Genomic DNA, 19,830 nt, shown 5'->3' with positions numbered 1-19,830 from the left:
GTATCCAGGATCTCGCCGGTGCAGACGGGAATGTGTGAGCACCGCGCGAGCGGACGGGATGGATCGAACGGTTGCATGGTGGATCACGGAACCTGCCGCGCTGACCTGCAGGTTCAGCACCATGCGGCATCACGTGTCACGTCCCGTCGTGATCCGGGTTCTTCTTGTAACACGATCTCGTGGATGTGGGCTGGTGGGCCGTATCCGGTGTGACGATTCGTCCGTTGGTGGTGGCGTGAGTGCACCGTGGATGGTCGATGACGAGTTGTGGGCGCTGATCGAGCCGGTGCTTCCGCCGTGGCCGGAGCGGTCCCCGGGGCCTCGGCCGGTGGACGACCGGTTGTGCCTACAAGGCGTCCTGTTCGTACTGTTCACCGGCATCACCTGGCAGCAGCTTCCACCGGAGCTGGGCTTCGGCAGACGTGCTGGCGCCGGCTGTGCCGGTGGCACGACGCCGGAGTGTTCGACCAGGTCCACCGGCTACTGCTCGCCGAGTTGAACGCAGCCCAACGGATTGACTGGACGCGCGTGGACGCCTCCCACGTGCGCGCGAAAGGGTGCCCTTATGGTCTTTGTCAAGCAGTGGCGGCGGTAGGGGCTGGTAGAGGGTGCCGTCTCTGAGCATGGCGAACAGGACGTTAATGCGGCGGCTCGGGAGGGCGACGAGGGCGGCGACGTGGTGCTTTCCCTCGCGGCGTTTCCGGTCATAGTAGGCCTGTGACTCCGGTTGCGAACGCCACGAGGTAGAAGGCCCGTTTGAGCCGCTTGCTGCCGCGCCGAGAGGGGTGCTCGCCGCAGATGACGGAGCCGAGGCCGGCGTAGGCCGCGAGATGTCCGGCGCTCGAGAAAAGCGCTCGCGTCGCCGATGTCGAGAGGATCCGGGCAGGCCTGCTGGCTCCACCTGGAGCAGCTGCTGCAAGACCGGCAGCACAGCGATGCTCGTGCAAGCCAGCCCGACATCAAGGCCTGGCAAGAGCAGCGTCCCCGAGCCGCAGAACAGTACGCTGGGCCGAGCAGCACCGAGCCCGTCGAGTCCCGAGGAGGTACGCCGATGACCGCCGAGATGGTCGCTCCCGAGTGGATGCACCACCAGATCACCGTGGACGAGTACGACTCCTGGTCCGAGGAGCAGTGTGCGGGTATCGAGATCGTGGACGGGATGGTCGTCGTGAGCCCGAGTGCCTCCAAGCGGCACAACCGCCTGGCCCGGATCCTGGCGAACACCCTGGATACGGCCGCTGGTCCGGACTGGAACGCCGACACGGACTTCGATGTCCGGTTGCAGGACGTGCCACTCGCCAACCGGCGGCCCGATGTCGTGGTCTACCGGGCCGAGACCATCGACATCACGCCCACCCGCCCGGAACACGTCCTCCTGGTCGTCGAGGTCGTGTCACCGGGCTCGGAGACCACTGACCGCATCGTGAAGGTGGATCAGTACGCCCAAGCCGGCATCGCCTTCTACTGGCGGATCGAGCAGACCGCCAACGGCGTCCCTCTCGTCTACACCTACGTCCTTGATCCCGCGAGCCGGTCCTACCGCGACGCGGACGTGTTCACGGGCACGATCAGGACGGCCGCTCCGTTCGCAGTCGAGATCGACCTCAGCACGATCTGACTCGTCCCCCGGACGATGGCTGGCCGGTCTCGGGCGAGGCGGGCCAACTGGTCTTCACCTCAGGCGCCTACGTCCCGAGACCCTCATCGTACGTGTCCGCGCCAGCACTCCTTGGAAACATCCCAGGTCAGGACTACCTGGTTGTGTTAAGTCACTGGCACCAGTGACATGCGGAGTAGCCGACCGACAGCAGCACGGGCACGTTGCGCCGCCGCGCCTCCTCGAACGCCTCCGGCGTCCAGGGCCACCAGTCCACCGGATTGTCAGCGTGCTGAAGGAGATAAGGCGAGGTCGCACCAGCCAGCCGGTTCATGCGAGCCAGCCTCTCACAACGCCTGACGCGGCCAGCGAAACCCGCACGAGCCCGCCTCGCTCGGCCGAATCCACGCGTGGGCCGTCACGAGGCGAGTGGCGCCTTCCCTTGATGGTCGGCTTTCCCAGGGTTCCTCCGGTTCGGGCGACCCGACATAGCGAACCCGGGGCCGGGGAGTCGGGTGTCACCGCAGGAGCACCAGCTTTCCGACGGTCCGTCCCGCGCGGCTCTCCTCGACCGCCGCGTGCACGCCCTCCAGCGTCAGCGGGAAGGTGCGCGAGAGGTGCGCGCGGAGTTGGCCGGTCTCGGCCAGGGCGTTCACGCGGCGCTGGAGGTCTCCGGACGCCTTGAGGAAGACGGGGACGTACTTCCTTCCCCGCGGTCCCGCGCCGCGCAGCCTGCGGGCGGTGATCGTCGACAGGAGTCGGGCCGCGGAGGCGGGGGTGACCACGCCGTCCTCGTCGCGGGCGATGGTGACGAACCGTCCGCCCGGCCGCAGGACGTGCTGCGCGCGGGTCCACTGTTCGCGACCGCCGACGCAGTCGATCACCACGTCGAACGAGTCCGCGCCGAAGCTGGCGGACAGGTCGGTCTCGTGCCTGTCGATGGCCTCGTCCGCCCCCATGGACCGGACGAACTCGTGGTTCCGCGCGCTGGCGACGCCCACCACGTGGGCCCCGGCCGCGCGGGCGAGTTGGACGACGAAGTGGCCGACGCCGCCGGACGCCCCGATCACCGCGACTCGCGTTCCGGCCGCGACCCGGCCGCGGTCCAGGCAGGTCATCGCGGTCTGCGCGGCCAGCGGGAGCGCGGCGGATTCGGCGAAGTCCAGCTCCGCCGGCACGTGGGCGAGCAGCCTCGCGGGGATGTTGGCGTACTGCGACGCGCCGCCTCCGTGGACCTCGTTGTCGGCGTGCACCCGGTCGCCCGTACGGAAGGACGTGACCCCGTGGCCGACCTCGGTGACGACGCCGGCGAGGTCGAACAGCGGTGTGAACGGGAAGCAGCGGCGGGCGATGAGGCGTCGGTTTCCCTCGATCGTCTGCCAGTCGATGGGGTTGAGCGATGCCGCCCGGACGTGGATCTGCACCTCCTGGGGGCCGGGGGCGCGGACGGGGACCGCTTCGGCCAGTGCGAGGACGTCGCGGACCGCTCCGTACCGGAGTTGCACGATCGCCTGCTGGGTCCGGGGCACCGGACGCGCCCCGGAGTCCGAGGCCGACGCCTCGTCTGGTTTTTGACTCATAGACCAGTACTGTACGAGATGTTCAATAGTGGGCTCCTGGATCAGAAGGAGCTATCCTCGAGGTATGGCGAAGTCGTCCAGTGAGTCCGGGGATCCGCGTGTGGCGCGCACCCGGCGCGATGTGATCAGTGCCAGCGCCGCATCGCTGCTGGAAGACGGCTGGGGGGCGACGACGCACGCGGAGGTCGCGCGACGGGCGGGGTACTCGAAGGCCACGATCTACGCACACTGGCCCACGTCCGTCGACCTCGTGCGGGATGCGATCGCCCTGATCTGCGAGGACGCCACCCACCCACCGGTCAGCGGAGATCTCCACGAGGACCTCCACACCGCCCTGGGCGCGCTCGCGCAGACGCTGTCGGAGCGTCGGTACGACCGCTTGATGGCGGGCGTCATCGAACGCGCCGGCCACGACGAAGGCGCACGCGACCTCCAGCACCGGCTGTACGAGACCGCCACCGCCGCAGTCCGCGGGGTCCTCACCGCCCACCTCCGGCCCGACGCCGTCGAGCCCTGCCTCGCGATGCTCGTCGGGGCGGTCCTCGTCCGGGCGACGTACGAGGGCGAAGCGGTGACGCCCGCGTTCCTCACCGACGTCATCGACCGGACCCTCGCCCGCGCCGAACGGGCGTCCGATCACTGAACCCGCCGCCCGAGAAGGAGTCGCTGGATGCCCGAGGTGGAACTCTCTGCCGGAACCGTCGCGTACGAGGACACCGGCGGCAACGGCCCGGTGCTGGTGCTCTTACACGGAGTCGCCATGGACGGCTCGCTGTGGCGGAAGGTCGTCGCCGAGCTGCGAACGGACTTCCGCTGCGTGGTGCCCACGCTTCCGCTGGGCGGGCACCGCAAGCCCATGAAGCCCGACGCCGACCTGTCCGTCCTCGGGGTGGCCCGACTGGTCGACGAGTTCCTTGAGCGCCTCGACCTGCGCGAGGTGACCCTGGCGATGAACGACTGGGGAGGAGCGCAGGCGCTCGTCGCCGACGGTCGTACGGAGCGCATCGGACGGCTGGTCATCACCTCGTGCGAGGCGTTCGACAACTTCCCGCCCGGGCTGCCCGGCAGCAATCTCGTCCTCGCGGCGAAGATGCCCGGCGGACTCTCCGCCGCGTTCGCGCTGTTGAAGCTCCGGTCCATGCGGCGGACGCCGTTGACGTGGGGCTGGATGAGCAAGCGCCCCGTGGACCACGACGTCATGGACAACTGGTTCCGGCCGGTGTGGAACTCCCCCGACGTCCGGCGTGACCTGCGTAAGTACATCCTGAGCGTGCCGCCCAAGAACGAACTGCTGCGGTGGGCAGAGAAGCTCAGCGAGTTCGAGGGGCCCGCGCTCGTCGCCTGGGCCGCGGAGGACAAGGTCATGCCGCCCGAGCACGGCCGACGGCTGGCCGAACTCCTCCCCGACTCGCGGCACGTGGAGATCCCCGACTGCTACACCCTCATCCCCGAGGACCAGCCGGCCGAGCTGGCCGGGCACATCGCGGACTTCGTCCACCGGACGTCGTGACCGGCCCGACCCACAAGACACGCCCTAGGCGTGGGCATGACGTAAACGGGTAGGGCGGGTAACGGGGCCCGATCTCTCGTCAGACCGACGGGTCCCCAGGTTCGGGCCCCGTGGTCTCCCGGTCCCCTCCCGTCGCGCGGCGTGGCGCGCAGGACAGCGCTGTCCTGCGCGCCCGTTCCTCGTTCGACGTACGGGTTCTCCGCTGCACCGGTCGCCGCACGGCCCGGACCGTCACACGTAACGGATCACGGGAGGGGGCTGCCGTGCGGGACACCCATCGGACGGAAGCTGAGCGGCTGTTGGTACGCGCTGTGGAGGAAGAGGCGCGACGGACCGGAGGGCAGACGGACACCGGCACCCTGCTCGCCCGCGCCCGGTCCGCCCTCGACTCCATGGCCGAGTCGGCCGGCGAGGAGTACGCGGCGTACGAGCAGGCGTCGGCGCAGGCGGAGGCCGCGCGGACGCCGCTCGCCGCCCGGTTCGCCTGGCGGAACCTGTCGGCGCCCGCGCTGGTGACCGGAGTCTCCGCGCTCGCCGCCGTCGGCGCCGACCTCGCCCTCGACACCTCCACCGCCACCGCGCTCGGCGCGGGGGCGGTCGTCGCGGTGGCCGGCGCCGCGGCCACGGTCCTCAAGGTCACCGCGTCCCACTGGCCCGCCGCGCACCGCACGGCGGGCGCCCTCGGTCAGCCGGGCGGCCCCGAGCAGTTGCGGCTCCAGTGGCTCACGGCGCTGGAGGTGCGGGGCATCCGGCCCTTCTTGGACCAGCAGCGGATGCTCGCTGCGGCCAGCGCCCGCGGGCGTACCGGCTCGGCCGCGAAGGGCGCCGACCGGCCGCGGGTCACCGACCGCAGCGCCGCGGCCCGACGTCGCTCCGTGCTGGAGCAGTCGTTCGGGCACCTGCCAGAGCCCAAGGGGCCGTTCGCGGGGCGGCGGGAGGCGATGAACCAGATCGCGCAGTGGGTGCACGCGGCCCGCGTGTCGACCGAGACGAAGCCGACGGTCGTCGTGCTGTACGGCCGGCAGGGCTCGGGCCGCAGCACGCTGGCGGTCCGCGCCGCGCACCATCTGAAGGACCAGTTCCGGGGCGCGTGCGTGGTCGACCTGCGGGGCAACAGCGGGCACCCGCTGACCACCCGCGACGCCCTGCTGCACCTGCTGAACCGCCTCGGCGCGCCCCGCGAGCAACTGCTCTTCCGCGAGCGTTCGTCCGCCGAGCAGCAGGTGCGCCGGCTCGCCGAGCTGTACCACCAGCACCTGACGGGGCTGCCGGTGACGGTGGTGCTCGACGACGCCAACGACCCCGCCCAGGTGCGCACCCTGGTGCCGGAGCGCTCCGACAGCCTGGTCCTGGTGACCGCGCGGGAGGAGCTGGAGCTGCCGGACGACATCCCCGCGTGGGTGCACCAACTGCCGGTGGACGCCCTCGACGACGCCGGCGCCGAGGAACTGCTGCGCGCGGTTTCGGCGGCCCCGGAGGACGTCCCGTACGACGCCCAGGGCACCGAGCGCGTAAGCGAGTTGTGCGGCGGGCTGCCGCTGGCGCTGCGCGTCGCCGGCACCTCGCTGGGCACGCGCACCGCCACCCGGCTCGCGGCCGACCTCACGGCGTACGAACAGCTCGACCCGGTCGAGCGGGCGCTGTCGCTGCGCTACGCGGACCTGCCGGAGCAGGGCCGACGGCTGCTGCGCCGGCTCGCGCTGGCCGGCCGCGCCTCGCTGGGCGCCGCAGCCGCCGCGGCCCTGCTCGCCACCGACGAGACGGAATCGCTGCGACTGCTGCGGGAGTTGGCGGACGCCGGGCTGATCGACCGGGTGCGCTCGTCCCGCTACCGCCTCCACGAGTCGGTGCGCACCTTCGCCCGCGCCCGGCTCTTCGCCGAGGAGGAGGCCGCCGAGCGCACCGCCGCGCAGGAGCGGCTGATCCAGAACTACGCGGACCTCGCCGGCGCCGTGATCCGCATGGTCGACGGCAAGCTGTCCACCCGGGCCGGGAAGTTCGACGCGCACGGCTTCCCGTCCCTGGAGTCCGCGCTGCGCTGGCTCGACGACGAGTCCAGCTTCATCACCTCCGCCCTGCGGTACGCGGAGGGCGTCAACCAGCAGACGGTGCTCAACCTGCTGGGCGCGCTGGCCGACTACTGCCTGCTGCGGGGCGACCTGTACCGGCTCGGCGAGATCAGCGAGCTGTCCCAGGCCGTCGACAAGGGGCTGCTGGAGCGGGCGGTGCAACTGCGCACCGGCATCGCCGCGCGCCAGCTCGGCGAGCTGGACAAGGCGCGCACCACGCTGTCGTCGGTCGTCGGGCTGTACCGCGACGCCCACAACGAGGCCGGCACCGCCCTCGCGCTCTGTTCCCTCGGCATCACCCTGCACCACCAGGGCAACCTCACCGAGGCGGCGGTGAAGCTGAACGAGGCGATCGCGCTCCAGTCCTCCGACGAGCAGTCCGAGGACCGCGCCTGGTCGCTGCACGCGCTCGCCGCGGTCCGCCGCGACCAGGCGAACCTCGCGGAGGCGCTCACCCTGCTGGCGACGGCGCTGGAGCTGCACCGGGAGGGCGAGTCGCTGCACGGCGAGGCGTGGACCCACTTCCAGCTCGGCCAGGTGTGCCTGCGGATGGGCGACGTGCCGCGCGCCGAGACGGAGCTGGCGACCGCGCTGGAGCAGTACGGGCGGACCCGCGACGGGCGCGGCGAGGCGTGGGCGCTGACGCAGCTCGCGCGGGCGCGGCTGGTCGAGGGGGACGCGGGGCCCGCGGTGGACCGGCTCCGCGAGGCCCTGGCGCGCCACCGCGACAACGAGGACGCGCGCGGCGAGGCGTGGACGCTGTACTACCTGGGGCAGGCGCTGGAGGAGCGCGGCGACCTCGACCAGGCGGTGCGGGAGCTGGAGCGGGCGCGCACCATGTTCTCCCGGATGCGGGACGTGTACGGGCTGGCGTGCGCCCGGCACCACTCGGGCCGGGTCACCCGCGACCTGCGCGCCGCCCAGACGGGCAATCTGCGCAACTCCGGCTTCGCCCGCCAGCTCCTGGTGGACGCCCGCGCCGACTTCCGCCGCATCGGGGTGGCGCACGGCGAGGCGTGGACCTGTCTGGAGCTGGCGCTGGTCGACGCCGGGAACGGCCGGCTGGCGCAGGCGCTCGCCCTGTGCGACGAGGCGGTCGAGCTGTTCGCCTCGTACCGGGACGACCGCGGCGGGGACTGGGCCCGCTTCCTGCGCTGCACCTTGCTGCCGTACGCCTCGCCCGGCGGTACGGAGGTCGGCACGGTCGTCGCGCAGGAGGAGCTGTCCCGGCTGACCGGCGAGGTGCACCCGAGTCGCGACGGGAAGCTGGTGGAGTGCGCGGAGGCGCTGGCGGTGATGGTGGACCGGGGCGTGCGGCTGGAGGACGGCTGGCAGGCGTGGCACCTGGGCCTGGTCCCCAACCGCCACGCCCGTGAGGTCATGGGCGTCCCCACGCCGTAGGGCGTGTCCGGAGAGTCCCGCCTGGTCTGCGACGCCCGGCACGCCCCGGGGAACGCGCTCGTAGGGGCGCTGGTGACTCCAGCGCCCCTCACGGCACGACCGGTGCGCGACGGCGGGCTAAGCCGACTTCGTCGCGCCCCGGTCCGCGGACGCACCGTCGCTCGCGGCACCGCCCGCGGCCTTGCCGCCGCCCGCCGGCGAGGTCACCGTCGACGACTCGTCGAACGAGATCCGGTTCATGTGTCGGTTCATGGACTTCATCAGGAACCACACACCGACCGCCAGACCCGCAAAGATCAGGAACCCCAGGACACCCGGGGTCACCTTGTTCTTGTCCAGCTCCTGCGCGAGCTCGGTTGCGTGCATCATTGCCAGGTTTGCGCTAGCGCTCATGTCAGGCATTGTCGCGGATGCCCGCGAAGAGGTCGTCCTCGGGGAGGGATGTACCGACGAGCGCCTTCGCCAGCTCGTACTCCTCGGTGGGCCAGACCTCCTTCTGGAGCTCCAGCGGAACCCGGAACCAGCCGCCGTCGGGGTCGATCTGCGTGGCGTGCGCGATCAGCGCCTTGTCGCGGATCTCGAAGAAGTCGGCGCAGGGCACGTGCGTGGTCAGCGTGCGCTCCACGCGCTCGAACTCCTTCCAGCGCTCCAGCCACTCCCCGTACGGCGACTCCAGGCCCCGCGCGAGCAGCGCCTCGTGCAGCGCGACGGTGCGCGGGCGGTTGAAGCCCTGGTTGTAGTAGAGCTTCAGCGGCTGGTACACCGGGCCGAACTCGGACTCCGGGAAGCGCTCCGGGTCCGCCGCGCCCTCGAAGGCCACCATGGTGATCTTGTGGGTCATGATGTGGTCGGGGTGCGGGTACCCGCCGTTCTCGTCGTACGTGGTGATCACCTGCGGGCGGAACGAGCGGATCGACCGCACCAGCCGCCCGGCCGCCTTCTCCACGTCCTCCAGGGCGAAGCACCCGTCGGGCAGCGGCGGCAGCGGGTCGCCCTCGGGCAGCCCGGAGTCGACGAACCCGAGCCATTCCTGCCGTACGCCGAGGATCTGGCGGGCCTCGTCCATCTCCTTGCGGCGCACCTCGTGGATGTTCGCCTCGATGTACGCGTCGCCCTGGAGCTTGGGGTTGAGGATGGAGCCGCGCTCACCGCCCGTGCAGGTCACGACCAGCACGTCCACCCCCTCGGAAACATACTTGGCCATCGTCGCCGCGCCCTTGCTCGACTCGTCGTCGGGGTGGGCGTGCACGGCCATCAGTCGCAGCTGCTCAGTCAAAGCGGGATCCTCATTGATTGGTCGGTCGGCACGGCTTCTATAGTGACCGAATCAGGCGGCGGAAAATTCCGGCCGTCCGTCCCGTCCGCGCGGAGAGGAATGACCATGAGCGGCGTGCGCGAGCAGCTTCCCGAGTCCCGTTACGGGCGCTCGGCGGACCAGCGCGCCGATCGTCGGCTCAAGATCCTGGGCGCGGTCCTCGGCGCGGGCTTCCTCGCGATGGTCGGCTGGTTCGGCTACGACTACATCGCCGGGCAGAAGATCAGCGCCGAGATGATCAAGTTCGACGTGACCTCCGACACCGAGGTGCAGGCGCACCTGGAGATCCGCAAGAACGCGGACGCCACGGGCAGCTGCACCGTGCGCTCGCGCTCGGCGGACGGTGCCGAGGTCGGCCGCCTGGACGTCCGGGTGGACCAGCGGGGCGAGACCCGGATCGACCAGGTGGTCAAGATCCGGACCATGTCGCGGGGCACGACGGCCGAACTGGTGCAGTGCACCAACGACTGAGCCGTCGGATCCGGCCGATCGGCTGACCCCGCGGACGCGACGGCTGGGGCCGTCGGCGGCTCATCGGGCCATCGGAAAAAAGCACTGTCAGGTCCCTCGGGGATCAATCCCTGACCTGCGTTGATGTGAATCTGATGGCTTTTGTTCTCCCCCTTTCGGCACGAAATTGTTAGGGTCGTGGTTTCGCCCCCCTGTGGCAGCACATGCTTCTGGGTAGGGCGAAGCTTTGTATCCCAGTACCTACGAGGAGCACCTGTGACCCAGACCAGCGAGAACGTCACCTGGCTCACCCAGGAGGCGTACAACCAGCTCAAGGCCGAGCTGGAGTACCTGTCTGGTCCCGCGCGCACCGAGATCGCCAAGAAGATCGAGGCGGCTCGCGAGGAGGGCGACCTGCGGGAGAACGGCGGGTACCACGCGGCCAAGGAGGAGCAGGGCAAGCAGGAGCTCCGCGTGCGCCAGCTGACCCAGCTCCTGGAGCACGCGAAGGTCGGCGACACCCCGCCGGACGACGGCGTCGTGGAGCCGGGGATGGTCGTGACGATCGCCTTCGACGGCGACGAGGACGACACCCTGACGTTCCTGATGGCCTCCCGCGAGTACGCCAGCAGCGACATCGAGACGTACTCCCCGCAGTCCCCCCTGGGCACCGGAGTGGACGGCAAGAAGGTCGGCGACACCGCGCAGTACGAGCTGCCGAACGGCAAGCTCGCGTCGGTGAAGATCCTCGCGGCCAAGCCGTACACCGACTGAGCCCACACACACGTGAAGGCGCCCCCGGAGCCCTGCTCCGGGGGCGCCGCCGTCTTCACCGGGGTCAGATCGCCGCGGAGCGGTACTTGCGGACCGCCAGGGTGCGGAAGACCACGACGATCAGGACGGACCAGATCAGCGACGCCCACACCGGGTGCTGCATGGGCCAGGCGTCCGGGACCGGGTAGCCCGGCGGGAGGTTGCCGAAGAGTTCGCGGCACGCCTGGACGGTGGCACTGAAGGGGTTCCAGTTCGCGATGGTCTGGAGGAACGTCGGCATGTTCTCCGACGGCACGAAGGCGTTCGAGATGAACGTCAGCGGGAAGAGCCAGATCAGCCCGCCGGAGGTGGCCGCCTCGGGGGTGCGCACGGACAGGCCGATCAGCGCGCCGATCCAGGTGAAGGCGTATCCCAGCAGGAGCAGCAGCCCGAAGGCGGCCAGCGCCTTCGGGACGCCCTCGTGGATGCGCCAGCCGACGAGGAGGGCGACGCCGGCCAGGACGACGAGGGTCAGCGCGGTCTGGACGAGGTCGGCGAGGGTGCGACCGGTGAGGACCGCTCCCTGGGCCATCGGCAGCGAGCGGAAGCGGTCGATCAGGCCGCGGTGCATGTCGTCCGCGATGCCGGCGCCCGCGCCGGCCGTGGCGAAGGTGACCGTCTGGGCGAAGATGCCCGCCATCAGGAACTCGCGGTACCCGGACGAGCTGAGGCCGGCGCCGGGGACGTTGATCGAGCCGCCGAAGACGTAGCTGAACAGCACGACGAACATCACCGGCTGGATCAGTCCGAAGAGCACGATCTCCGGGATCCGGGTCATCCGGATGAGGTTCCGGCGGGCGATGACGAGTGAGTCGGAGACCGACTGGGCGATGCCGCCGCGCGGCTTGGGGGCCGTGACGTCGGCGATCTTCGTAGCGGTGGTCACTGCACGCCCTCCTTGGAGGCGGTACGGCCGGCCGGCTGCGCGCCCTCTTCCCCGGCGCCCCCTTCCCCGCCGTCCTCCGCCACGGCGGCGTGGCCGGTCAGCGATATGAAGACGTCGTCGAGGGTGGGGCGGCGCAGTCCGATGTCGTCGATCTCGATGCCCCGGCCGTCGAGTTCGCGGATGATCTCGGCGAGCAGTTTGGCGCCGCCGGTGACCGGGACGGTGAGCTTGCGGGTGTGGTCGGCCACGGCGACCTCGCCCTTGCCGAGGGTCCGGAGGACCTCGCGGGCGTCGGCGATGCGTCCGTGCTCGTGGACGACGACCTCGACGCGCTCGCCGCCCGTCTGGGCCTTGAGCTCGTCGGCCGTGCCGCGGGCGATGACCCGGCCGTGGTCGACGACGGCGATGGCGTCGGCGAGGTGGTCCGCCTCTTCCAGGTACTGGGTGGTCAGCAGCAGGGTCGTACCCCCCTTGACCAGCTCTTCGATGACGGTCCACAGCTGCTGGCGGTTGCGCGGGTCCAGGCCGGTGGTGGGCTCGTCCATGAACATCACGGGCGGCGCGACGACGAGCGCGGCGGCGAGGTCGAGACGGCGGCGCATGCCGCCGGAGTACGTCTTGGCGGGGCGGTCGGCGGCTTCCGCGAGGTTGAAGCGCTCCAGCAGTTCGCCGGCGCGGGCCTTGGCGGCGCGCGAGCCCATTTGGTAGAGCTGGCCGACCATGTGGAGGTTCTCGCGGCCGGTGAGGTACTCGTCGACCGCGGCGAACTGGCCGGAGAGTCCGATCGAGCGCCGGACTTCGTTGGGGTGCTTGAGGACGTCGATTCCGGCGACGACGGCCTTGCCCGCGTCGGGCTGGAGCAGGGTGGTCAACACCCGCACGGTGGTGGTCTTCCCGGCACCGTTCGGGCCGAGGAGGCCGAGGACCGTGCCTTCGGGGACGTCGATGTCGACGCCGTCCAGAGCCTTGACCGCGCCGAAGGACTTCACCAGACCTTCGGCGTAAATGGCGCCTGGCATTGGGGTCTCCCAGGATGGCGGTTGGGTGATTCACGCTCACGCAAGATGTCCAGGTTTGCAACACTTGGCCGACTTTTCCACCGCTGGCGGAGGATCGACGGGGTCACCAAGACCCGGCGGAGCGCAGCAAGGCGCTCACCGTAACGCGATGTATCGCGTCTCTCAACCCCTTTGGACGCGATACATCGCGCCCGCCCGGAGAGCCCCCGGGAGCCCGCCGGTCACCCCTGGGAGACCACCTCGTACCCCGCCGTCCACAGGGCCGCGGTGACCTCGGTGCAGTGCTCGGGCCCCTTCGTCTCCAACCGCAGTTCCACCTCGACCTCGGAGAGCCCCAGCCGGGGATCGGTGCGCACGTGGCTGACGTCCAGGACGTTGGCGTCCACCGCGGAGAGCGCGGAGAGCAGCCCCGCCAGCGCCCCCGGCCGGTCGGTGAGCCGCAGCCGCAGCGACAGGTAGCGGCCCGCGGCGGCCATCCCGTGCCGCAGGACGCGCTGGAGCAGCAGCGGATCCACGTTGCCGCCCGAAAGGACCGCGACCACCGGTCCCTCGAAGGAGTCCGGATCGCTCAGCAGCGCCGCCACCGGGCTCGCCCCCGCCGGCTCCACCACCAGCTTCGCCCGCTCCAGACAGAGCAGCAGCGCGCTGGACAGCTCGTCCTCGGTCACCGTGCGCACCTCGTCGACGAGGTCGCGGACGAGGGCGAAGGGCACGTCCCCGGGGCGGCCCACCTTGATGCCGTCCGCCATGGTCACCGGCGCTTCGACCGTCACCGGCCGCCCGGCCGCGAGCGAGCGCGGATACGCCGCCGAGCCCGCCGCCTGCACCCCGACGATCCGCACGTCGGGCCGGACCGCCTTCACCGCCACCGCGATGCCCGCGATCAGCCCGCCGCCCCCGACGCCCACCACGATCGTGCGCACTTCCGGGCACTGTTCCAGGATCTCCAGGCCCACCGTGCCCTGCCCCGCGATGACGTCCGGGTGGTCGAAGGGGTGAATGAACACCGCACCCGTCGTACGCGCGTACTCCTGCGCCGCCTCCAGGGTCTCCTCGATCGCCTGCCCGTGCAGCCGCACCTCCGCGCCGTACTCGCGGGTCGCCGCGACCTTGGGCAGCGGGGCGCCCTGCGGCATGAACACGGTCGAGTGGACTCCGAGCAGCGCGGAGGCGAGGGCCACGCCCTGCGCGTGGTTGCCCGCCGAGGCGGCGACGACGCCCGCCGCGCGCTCCTCGGGGCGCAGCCCGGAGATCCGCACGTACGCTCCGCGCAGCTTGAACGAACCGGTGCGCTGGAGGTTCTCGCACTTCAGGTGCACCGGCGCGCTGACCAGCCGGGACAGGTAGCGACTGCCCTCCAACGCGGTGACCCGGGCGACACCGGTCAGCATCTTCTGCGCCCCCCGGACGTCGTCGATGATCACGGGAGGAAAGGTGCCACGCGTTGTGAAGCTCATGACCTCCAGTCTCGCAGCTCCGCGGCGGACGCGTTCGACGGCGGGCGCCGGGGTGCGGCAAGCGCGTTCGCAGGCGTACGCCCTTGTGCGGCAAGCGCGTTCGGCGCCCTCGCGCCCTTCCCCACCGCTTCCTCGCCGGTTTTCCCAGGGCCCGTACGGACCGCCTGCGGGCCGCGTACTCTGTCCCCCACCAATCGACCGCTCCCGTACAAGAGAGCCCATTGCCATGCCCACTACTCAGGACATGACGACCCGTCTCGATCCCGGTCTCCTCGATGCTCTACAACACCAAGTCGCCTTGTTCGCACGGCGCGCAGAGCAAACCCGTCTCGCCGGCATCGGTCAGGTCCGCAACTCCATGGACCGCGCCGCATACCTCCTACTCAACCGACTCGACCGCGAGGGGCCGATGGGGGTGAAAGCGCTCGCGGCGGGGATGGGCATCGACTCGTCGACCGTCACCCGCCAGGTCGCGCCCCTCGTCGACACCGGACTGGTGAAGCGGACCTCGCACCCCGAGGACGGCCGAGCCGTCGTGCTCCAGCTCTCCCCGCGCGGGCAAGCCCGCCTGGAAGAGGTGCGCAATTCGCGCAGAGCCTTGATGGAGCAGGTCACGGACGGGTGGTCGGACTCCGAACGGGAGTCCTTCACCTCTCTGCTCACCCGCTTCAACCAGGCGCTGTCCACGCGTCAGAACGGAGCTGAAGCGCCACCCGCAGTGACCTGACCGACGCTTCTCCCCCTTCTCCTTCTCCCCTTCCCCTGTTGTTCCCTCCGGTCCTTCCGGTCCTGCCCGTCCTTTGTGACCGACCCTGGTACGCCGACCACCTGGGTCCACGTCCACCGGGCCTTCGACCGGGGCCGCGCCCCCTTCCCCCGCGAACGGCGCCGGCGCACGCCCGTCAGCACGGGCAATGTCCGCCGACGTCTTGACCCGGGGCGCGCGCCTGTTCCTAGATGAGGACGTGAGCGAGCGGCAGCGGTCCGTGGTGAAGCACCACCGTGCCCGACAGTTCGAAGCGTTCATGGCGGGGGCGGGGGGCCGGCTGCTGCATGCCGCCACCCTGCTGACCTCCGAGACCACGGAGGACAATCCGCACGCCCGCCGCCTGCTGACGGCCGCACTGGCGCACACCTACGCCGAGTGGGGCCGGCTGCGCGGCGAGGACCCGTACAACCGCACCCGCCAGGAGCTCGCGATCCGCTTCGCGCGCGGCTCGTGGCGCTTCCGTCGGGCGCGGGGCGGGGTGCTGCAACGCCTCACCCCGCGCGAACGGCTCGTCCTCGTGCTCCGGCTGTACGAGGGCGTCCCGGAGGAGCAGGCCGCGGCGCTGCTCGGGCTGCCGGTGGAACGGATCCACACGGTGTGCGAACGGGCGGTCGCCGCGGCCGATGCCAAACCCGCCGGCCCTGTCGACACCGCCAGCGCCGTCGGCGCCGTCAGCGCGGAAGAGGCTCAGGGCGCCGAGCCGGCCCAGCCTCAGCAGCGAGAAGAGCTGGACCGGCCGGTCCAGCCGGTCCAGCCGGTCCAGCAGCAAGACTCAGCACAGCCAGAGCAGTCGGAGGAGCCGGGACAGCCGGAACCGGAACAGCGGACGGCACGCGGATGAGCGCTGAGACCCGACGCCAGCAGAACGTGCGCCGGATGCTGGACGCCCACCACCCGCCACTGCCCCACGACGTCGCGGTGCGCGCGGTCGAACGCGGCGACCGGATGCAGCGCCGCCGCCGCGCCGCCCGGGCCGTGGCCTGGGTCCTGGTGCTGGCCCTGATCGCGGTGCTCACGGTGTGGGCGGCGACGGTGTCCCCCTGGGAGGCCGGCCCGAGAGCGACGACGCCTCCCGTGGAAGGGGTGTGACCTGCGGTTTCAGAACCCGTGACCGACGCCGTCAAGCTGCCTATGCTGGAAGGAGCGGTGTACGTCCGAGGAGGTCGTCATGACCAGGAAAGTCGCTGACTGCCGCAAGTTCCCCAGTGAAGTGAACTGCACGCTGACCATCTCCGGCGAGGAGGAGGAAGTCGTGCGCGCCGCGACGGAGCACGCGATCTCCGTCCACGGCCACACCGACTCCCCCGAGTTCCGCGCACAGCTCCGCGAGCTGCTGGAGGACGAGAAGGTCCCCGCGTAACCAGGCGCTCCACCGGCTGCGCCGCGTCGCCTGCACGGCGATGTGCATGGCCTATGAATCGAACAGGAGGACAAGCCCTCCCCGAAACGGGTGCAGAGTACACATGTGCCTGCGGAGGGGCCTGTGACCCAACGATTCTGGTGGTGCGCAGGAAGAACGGGCTGCAGACCGGCGTCCTGTGCATGTCCCTCACGTGCTGCCCGGCACGTGGCGTGCGTAGTCCCACGCACGTGAACGCAAGACACAGGAGAAGCAACGATGAACGTTCTGACCGACCTGCTCGCCGGCGTCCTCCACTTCGTGGGCTGGCTCGTCTGAGTCTGATCTGAAGTTTCGCGGGTGCCGCCTCCGCGCTGTCGGAGGCGGCACCTTCGCGTCCGGCGTCAGCCCAGCGCCTGCTGGAGGTCGGCGAGCAGGTCGTCGACCGCCTCGATGCCCACCGAGAGCCGCACCAGATCGGCCGGCACCTCCAGCGCGGAGCCCGCGACGGACGCGTGCGTCATCCGGCCGGGGTGCTCGATCAGCGACTCCACCCCGCCCAGGGACTCACCGAGGGTGAACAGCCGGGCGCGATTGCACACCTCGACCGCCGCCGCCTCGCCGCCCTCGACGCGGAAGGACACCATCCCGCCGAAGGACTTCATCTGCTTCGCGGCGATCTCGTGCCCCGGGTGGTCCGGCAGCCCCGGATACAGCACCTGGGTGACCTTGGGGTGGCTGGTGAGCATCTCGGCGACCCGGCTCGCGTTCGCACTGTGCCGGTCCATGCGCACCGGCAGCGTCTTGATGCCGCGGAGCACCAACCAGGAGTCGAAGGGACCGGCGACCGCGCCCATCGCGTTCTGGTGGAAGGCCAGGTCGTCGCCGACCGCGGCGTCCGCGGCGACCAGGGCGCCCCCGACCACGTCCGAGTGGCCGCCCATGTACTTCGTGAGGGAGTGCACCACGACGTCGGCGCCCAGGGCGATGGGCTGCTGGAGGTAGGGGCTGGCGAAGGTGTTGTCCACGACGAGCCGGGCGTCGGCCGAGTGGGCGACCTCGGCGAGCGCGGCGACGTCCGTGATGCCGAGCAGCGGATTGGACGGGGTCTCGACCCAGATGACCTTGGTCCTCGGAGTGATCGCGGCACGCACCGCCGCCGGGTCCGAGGTGTCGGCGACCGACCACTCAACGCCCCAGCGGGCGACGACCTTCGCGAAGAGGCGGAAGGTGCCGCCGTACGCGTCATTGGGGATCACCACGTGGTCGCCGGGGACCAGGAGGGTGCGCAGCAGGCAGTCCTCGGCGGCCAGGCCGGACGCGAAGGCCAGGCCGCGGCGCCCGCCCTCCAGCGCGGCGAGGTTCTCCTCCAGGGCGGTGCGGGTCGGATTGGCGCTGCGGCTGTACTCGTAACCGCCGCGCAGTCCGCCCACTCCGTCCTGCTTGTAGGTGGACACCTGATAGATCGGCGGCACGACGGCGCCGGTGAGCGGATCGGCGGTGTTGCCCGCGTGGATGGCGAGGGTTTCGAGGTGGTCGAAGCTGTGCTGGTGGCTCATGACGCCCGAGACTAGGCCCTCTCTTCCGGACCTTGCTGGGCTCGCCCAGCCTGATCCGAAAGAAAGGACCTAGCCCGGGCGTCGCGGTGTTGGGCTGTGGACAGCGCCCCGCTTGTGGACAACTCCGTGCCCCGATGCGGGGAACGGGGACCGGGCGTGGCCCGTTTCGGAGCGGGTCCGGGACAATGGGGCCATGGAGATTCTCTGGTTCCTGATCGCGGTGGGCCTGCTGATCGCCGTCGTCGCACCGTTCGTGCGCCGACGCCGCTCGGGCGGGCTACAGGTGGTCGACCCCGCTTCCCCGGACGCTGCGAACCCGGACGACTACGGGTTCCTGCGCCAGGAGGAGCTGGATCTGCGCCTCCCCGGTCCGGACCGGGACCTCCTCGACGTCCTGGAGGTCGTCCAGCACACGCAGAACTGGCGCGCCGCATCCCAGCTCCTCGCCGGTACGCCGGCGCGCGGCGAGGTGCGCTGGCAGCGCGTGCAGGCGTTCGCCGGCGCGGCCTCCCTGGAGCTGCACCAGAAGCCCGGTGCGGGCGGCGCCTGGCTGCGGACCTGGCGCGCCGAGGCCCCGCAGGACGCGGGCGCCGCGCAGGTGCACGCACAGTTCCTGGTGCAGCAGGCGTGGCGGTCGTCCGCCGTCGGCGAGGACGACTTCCGGATGATCCTGGAGGAAGCGCGCACGGTCTGCGAGGAAGCGGCGCGGCTGGCTCCGGACGACCCCGTTCCGTACGTCATCGAGCTGGCCGTCGCCCGCGGCCTGGGCTACGGCCACGAGCAGTTCGACCAGCTCTGGGCGAAGGTCATCGACCGTGCGCCCGACCACATGGGCGCACACCTGGTCGCGCTGCTCTACCTCGGCGAGAAGTGGCACGGCTCCCGCGTGGAGGCCGATCACTTCGCCACGACGGCCGCGGCGCGGGCGCCCAAGGGTTCGCTGCTGGCCGCGCTCCCCCTGTTCGCGGTGCACGAGCACGTCCCCGAGGTCGTGCTCATGCAGGACTTCTACCGCAGCGCGGTGGTCTCCAAGGCGGTCGAGGGCGCGCTCTACGCGGTCCACTCGGCCCGCGCGGACGACCCGATGCTCGCCCACGTCCGCCATCTGCTGGTGCTGTTCCTCGTCCGCTCCGAGCGCTGGGCGGAGGCGATGAGCCAGCTCGTCCACATCGACGGTCACGTGGGGGCCCTGCCGTGGACCCTCAGTGAGGACCCGGCCGCGGAGTACACCGTCTACCGGAACCTCGCGGTGGCCGGCTTCGAGGCGAACGGGGGTACCCCCGCGATGCTCCGCGGCTGAGCCGCCGCCCCCTGCCCGTACCGCTTCCGGAATGTCCGCCGCGCCCCGTGCGTTGTGCGGATACCGACCTCCGAGGAGGAATCCGCATGTTCCTGTCCCGCCGCGCGCCCGTCCTCCCCACCCCCGAGGAAGCCCTGCCGGGCCGCCCCGCCCCCGCGTTCTCCGTCCCCGAGCGCCACACCGTCCTGGACACCCCGCTTGAGGGCCCCTACCCCGAGGGCCTGGAGGTCGCGGACTTCGGCCTGGGCTGCTTCTGGGGTGCCGAGCGCAAGTTCTGGCAGGTCCCCGGCGTCTGGACCACCCTCGTCGGCTACCAGGGCGGCCACACCCCGAACCCGACGTACGAGGAGGCCTGCTCCGGCCTCACCGGCCACACCGAAGCGGTCCGCGTCGTCTTCGACCCGTCCGTCGTCTCGTACGAGCAGCTCCTGAAGGTCTTCTGGGAGTCCCACGACCCCACCCAGGGCTTCCGCCAGGGCAATGACGTCGGCACCCAGTACCGCTCCGCGGTCTACACCCACTCCCCCGCCCAGGCCGTGACCGCCGCCGCGTCCCGCGACGCGTACCAGCAGGTCCTCGCCTCCTCTGGCTACGGCACGATCACCACGGAACTCCTCCCGGCCGAGGGCCGTCCGTTCTATCCGGCGGAGGGCTACCACCAGCAGTACTTGGACAAGAATCCCGCGGGCTACTGCGGCATCGGCGGCACGGGCGTCTCCTGCCCGATCGGCGTGGCCAAGGCCGACGGCTGACGCGACGGGGTGGC

18 protein-coding genes and 4 pseudogenes are annotated in these 19,830 nt (G+C 71.0%); 13 read left to right on the top strand and 9 right to left on the bottom strand.

The features are described 5' to 3' along the window. Positions 1-235: 235 nt before the first annotated feature. Positions 236-549: pseudogene (locus tag AB0E05_RS09885) on the top strand (transposase); the annotation flags it as partial. 46 nt (positions 550-595) lie between these two features. On the opposite strand, the pseudogene AB0E05_RS09880 reads toward AB0E05_RS09885, so the two are convergent. Then, a pseudogene (locus tag AB0E05_RS09880) lies at positions 596-848 on the bottom strand (IS110 family transposase); the annotation flags it as partial. A 203-nt stretch (positions 849-1,051) separates the two neighbouring features. On the opposite strand from AB0E05_RS09880, the gene AB0E05_RS09875 reads away from it, so the two are divergent. Then, the gene (locus AB0E05_RS09875) at positions 1,052-1,618 is read left to right on the top strand and encodes a Uma2 family endonuclease (RefSeq protein WP_361961209.1); all 567 of its coding nucleotides are present in this window, start codon (positions 1,052-1,054) and stop codon (positions 1,616-1,618) included. 157 nt (positions 1,619-1,775) lie between these two features. Here the strand turns inward: AB0E05_RS09875 and AB0E05_RS09870 are convergent. Both AB0E05_RS09870 and AB0E05_RS09865 read right to left on the bottom strand, forming a co-directional pair. Continuing rightward, positions 1,776-1,931, bottom strand: a pseudogene (locus AB0E05_RS09870) (DUF255 domain-containing protein); the annotation flags it as partial. A 184-nt stretch (positions 1,932-2,115) separates the two neighbouring features. After that, positions 2,116-3,177 carry an NAD(P)-dependent alcohol dehydrogenase gene (locus tag AB0E05_RS09865; RefSeq protein ID WP_361961207.1) on the bottom strand — a complete coding sequence of 354 codons (1,062 nt, stop codon included), beginning with the start codon at positions 3,175-3,177 and terminating at the stop codon, positions 2,116-2,118. Between the two features lie 64 nt (positions 3,178-3,241). On the opposite strand from AB0E05_RS09865, the gene AB0E05_RS09860 reads away from it, so the two are divergent. The 3 genes from AB0E05_RS09860 (at position 3,242) to AB0E05_RS09850 (ending at position 8,157) form a co-directional block, all read left to right on the top strand. Further along, positions 3,242-3,820, top strand: coding sequence for a TetR/AcrR family transcriptional regulator (locus AB0E05_RS09860; RefSeq protein WP_361961205.1), 579 nt, complete (start codon positions 3,242-3,244; stop codon positions 3,818-3,820). A 27-nt stretch (positions 3,821-3,847) separates the two neighbouring features. After that, positions 3,848-4,687, top strand: a complete 840-nt coding sequence (locus AB0E05_RS09855) for an alpha/beta hydrolase (protein WP_361961203.1) — start codon at positions 3,848-3,850, stop codon at positions 4,685-4,687. A gap of 263 nt (positions 4,688-4,950) precedes the next feature. Then, positions 4,951-8,157: a tetratricopeptide repeat protein gene (locus AB0E05_RS09850; RefSeq protein ID WP_361961201.1), complete on the top strand. Its 3,207-nt coding sequence runs from the start codon at positions 4,951-4,953 to the stop codon at positions 8,155-8,157. 117 nt (positions 8,158-8,274) lie between these two features. On the opposite strand, the gene AB0E05_RS09845 is transcribed toward AB0E05_RS09850, so the two are convergent. Together AB0E05_RS09845 and mca are read right to left on the bottom strand one after the other, a co-directional pair. Beyond that, positions 8,275-8,559 (bottom strand): hypothetical protein, encoded by a 285-nt coding sequence (locus AB0E05_RS09845; protein ID WP_361961199.1) that lies wholly within the window; start codon positions 8,557-8,559, stop codon positions 8,275-8,277. Further along, positions 8,552-9,433 carry a mycothiol conjugate amidase Mca gene (mca, locus tag AB0E05_RS09840; RefSeq protein ID WP_361961197.1) on the bottom strand — a complete coding sequence of 294 codons (882 nt, stop codon included), beginning with the start codon at positions 9,431-9,433 and terminating at the stop codon, positions 8,552-8,554. The genes AB0E05_RS09845 and mca overlap by 8 nt, the downstream gene beginning before the upstream one ends. Before the next feature lie 105 nt (positions 9,434-9,538). Between mca and AB0E05_RS09835 the strand changes: the two genes are divergently transcribed. Then, on the top strand, positions 9,539-9,943 hold the full coding sequence (locus AB0E05_RS09835) for a DUF4307 domain-containing protein (protein WP_361961195.1): 405 nt from the start codon (positions 9,539-9,541) through the stop codon (positions 9,941-9,943). 255 nt (positions 9,944-10,198) lie between these two features. Further along, positions 10,199-10,696, top strand: a complete 498-nt coding sequence (gene greA, locus AB0E05_RS09830) for a transcription elongation factor GreA (RefSeq protein WP_361961193.1) — start codon at positions 10,199-10,201, stop codon at positions 10,694-10,696. Between the two features lie 64 nt (positions 10,697-10,760). On the opposite strand, the gene AB0E05_RS09825 is transcribed toward greA, so the two are convergent. From AB0E05_RS09825 to ilvA, 3 genes are all read right to left on the bottom strand, one after another. Next, the gene (locus tag AB0E05_RS09825) at positions 10,761-11,621 is read right to left on the bottom strand and encodes an ABC transporter permease (RefSeq protein ID WP_361961191.1); all 861 of its coding nucleotides are present in this window, start codon (positions 11,619-11,621) and stop codon (positions 10,761-10,763) included. Continuing rightward, positions 11,618-12,640 carry an ATP-binding cassette domain-containing protein gene (locus AB0E05_RS09820; RefSeq protein ID WP_361961189.1) on the bottom strand — a complete coding sequence of 341 codons (1,023 nt, stop codon included), beginning with the start codon at positions 12,638-12,640 and terminating at the stop codon, positions 11,618-11,620. Before AB0E05_RS09820 ends, AB0E05_RS09825 begins: the two co-directional genes overlap by 4 nt. A 221-nt stretch (positions 12,641-12,861) precedes the next feature. Next, a complete protein-coding gene (gene ilvA, locus AB0E05_RS09815; RefSeq protein ID WP_361961187.1) occupies positions 12,862-14,097 on the bottom strand; it encodes a threonine ammonia-lyase in 1,236 nt (411 codons plus the stop codon). Between the two features lie 226 nt (positions 14,098-14,323). On the opposite strand from ilvA, the gene AB0E05_RS09810 reads away from it, so the two are divergent. The 4 genes and pseudogenes from AB0E05_RS09810 to AB0E05_RS09795 all read left to right on the top strand — a co-directional run bounded on the left by AB0E05_RS09810 (position 14,324) and on the right by AB0E05_RS09795 (position 16,226). Then, entirely contained in the window at positions 14,324-14,824 is a 501-nt protein-coding gene (locus AB0E05_RS09810) for a MarR family transcriptional regulator (protein ID WP_361961185.1), read from the top strand. 298 nt (positions 14,825-15,122) lie between these two features. Next, positions 15,123-15,482 (top strand): annotated as a pseudogene (locus AB0E05_RS09805) (sigma factor-like helix-turn-helix DNA-binding protein); the annotation flags it as partial. Positions 15,483-15,703: 221 nt separating this feature from the next. Further along, positions 15,704-15,955, top strand: coding sequence for a hypothetical protein (locus AB0E05_RS09800; protein ID WP_361961183.1), 252 nt, complete (start codon positions 15,704-15,706; stop codon positions 15,953-15,955). A 79-nt stretch (positions 15,956-16,034) separates the two neighbouring features. Beyond that, on the top strand, positions 16,035-16,226 hold the full coding sequence (locus AB0E05_RS09795) for a DUF1059 domain-containing protein (RefSeq protein WP_361961181.1): 192 nt from the start codon (positions 16,035-16,037) through the stop codon (positions 16,224-16,226). Positions 16,227-16,609: 383 nt separating this feature from the next. Here the strand turns inward: AB0E05_RS09795 and AB0E05_RS09790 are convergent, their stop codons facing one another. Next, positions 16,610-17,764, bottom strand: coding sequence for a cystathionine gamma-synthase (locus tag AB0E05_RS09790; RefSeq protein ID WP_361961179.1), 1,155 nt, complete (start codon positions 17,762-17,764; stop codon positions 16,610-16,612). A gap of 193 nt (positions 17,765-17,957) precedes the next feature. On the opposite strand from AB0E05_RS09790, the gene AB0E05_RS09785 reads away from it, so the two are divergent. Both AB0E05_RS09785 and msrA read left to right on the top strand, forming a co-directional pair. Next, entirely contained in the window at positions 17,958-19,064 is a 1,107-nt protein-coding gene (locus AB0E05_RS09785) for a hypothetical protein (protein ID WP_361961177.1), read from the top strand. 86 nt (positions 19,065-19,150) lie between these two features. Continuing rightward, positions 19,151-19,816: a peptide-methionine (S)-S-oxide reductase MsrA gene (msrA, locus tag AB0E05_RS09780; RefSeq protein ID WP_361961175.1), complete on the top strand. Its 666-nt coding sequence runs from the start codon at positions 19,151-19,153 to the stop codon at positions 19,814-19,816. Positions 19,817-19,830 lie beyond the last annotated feature (14 nt).

Source organism: Streptomyces sp. NPDC048057 (genome assembly GCF_040653095.1).
Taxonomy (GTDB): domain Bacteria; phylum Actinomycetota; class Actinomycetes; order Streptomycetales; family Streptomycetaceae; genus Streptomyces.
The sequence above is the reverse complement of the archived record's forward strand: the minus strand, read 5'-3'. Positions and strand labels throughout refer to the sequence as shown.

Coding starts and splice junctions, on each gene's coding strand:
- AB0E05_RS09860 (WP_361961205.1), top strand. CDS start 3,242: ATGGCGAAGTCGTCCAGTGAGTCCGGGGATCCGCGTGTGGCGCGCACC.
- AB0E05_RS09800 (WP_361961183.1), top strand. CDS start 15,704: ATGAGCGCTGAGACCCGACGCCAGCAGAACGTGCGCCGGATGCTGGAC.
- AB0E05_RS09790 (WP_361961179.1), bottom strand. CDS start 17,764: ATGAGCCACCAGCACAGCTTCGACCACCTCGAAACCCTCGCCATCCAC.
- AB0E05_RS09785 (WP_361961177.1), top strand. CDS start 17,958: ATGGAGATTCTCTGGTTCCTGATCGCGGTGGGCCTGCTGATCGCCGTC.
- AB0E05_RS09845 (WP_361961199.1), bottom strand. CDS start 8,559: ATGCCTGACATGAGCGCTAGCGCAAACCTGGCAATGATGCACGCAACC.
- AB0E05_RS09820 (WP_361961189.1), bottom strand. CDS start 12,640: ATGCCAGGCGCCATTTACGCCGAAGGTCTGGTGAAGTCCTTCGGCGCG.
- AB0E05_RS09865 (WP_361961207.1), bottom strand. CDS start 3,177: ATGAGTCAAAAACCAGACGAGGCGTCGGCCTCGGACTCCGGGGCGCGT.
- ilvA (WP_361961187.1), bottom strand. CDS start 14,097: ATGAGCTTCACAACGCGTGGCACCTTTCCTCCCGTGATCATCGACGAC.
- AB0E05_RS09835 (WP_361961195.1), top strand. CDS start 9,539: ATGAGCGGCGTGCGCGAGCAGCTTCCCGAGTCCCGTTACGGGCGCTCG.
- AB0E05_RS09875 (WP_361961209.1), top strand. CDS start 1,052: ATGACCGCCGAGATGGTCGCTCCCGAGTGGATGCACCACCAGATCACC.
- AB0E05_RS09795 (WP_361961181.1), top strand. CDS start 16,035: ATGACCAGGAAAGTCGCTGACTGCCGCAAGTTCCCCAGTGAAGTGAAC.
- AB0E05_RS09810 (WP_361961185.1), top strand. CDS start 14,324: ATGCCCACTACTCAGGACATGACGACCCGTCTCGATCCCGGTCTCCTC.
- AB0E05_RS09855 (WP_361961203.1), top strand. CDS start 3,848: ATGCCCGAGGTGGAACTCTCTGCCGGAACCGTCGCGTACGAGGACACC.
- msrA (WP_361961175.1), top strand. CDS start 19,151: ATGTTCCTGTCCCGCCGCGCGCCCGTCCTCCCCACCCCCGAGGAAGCC.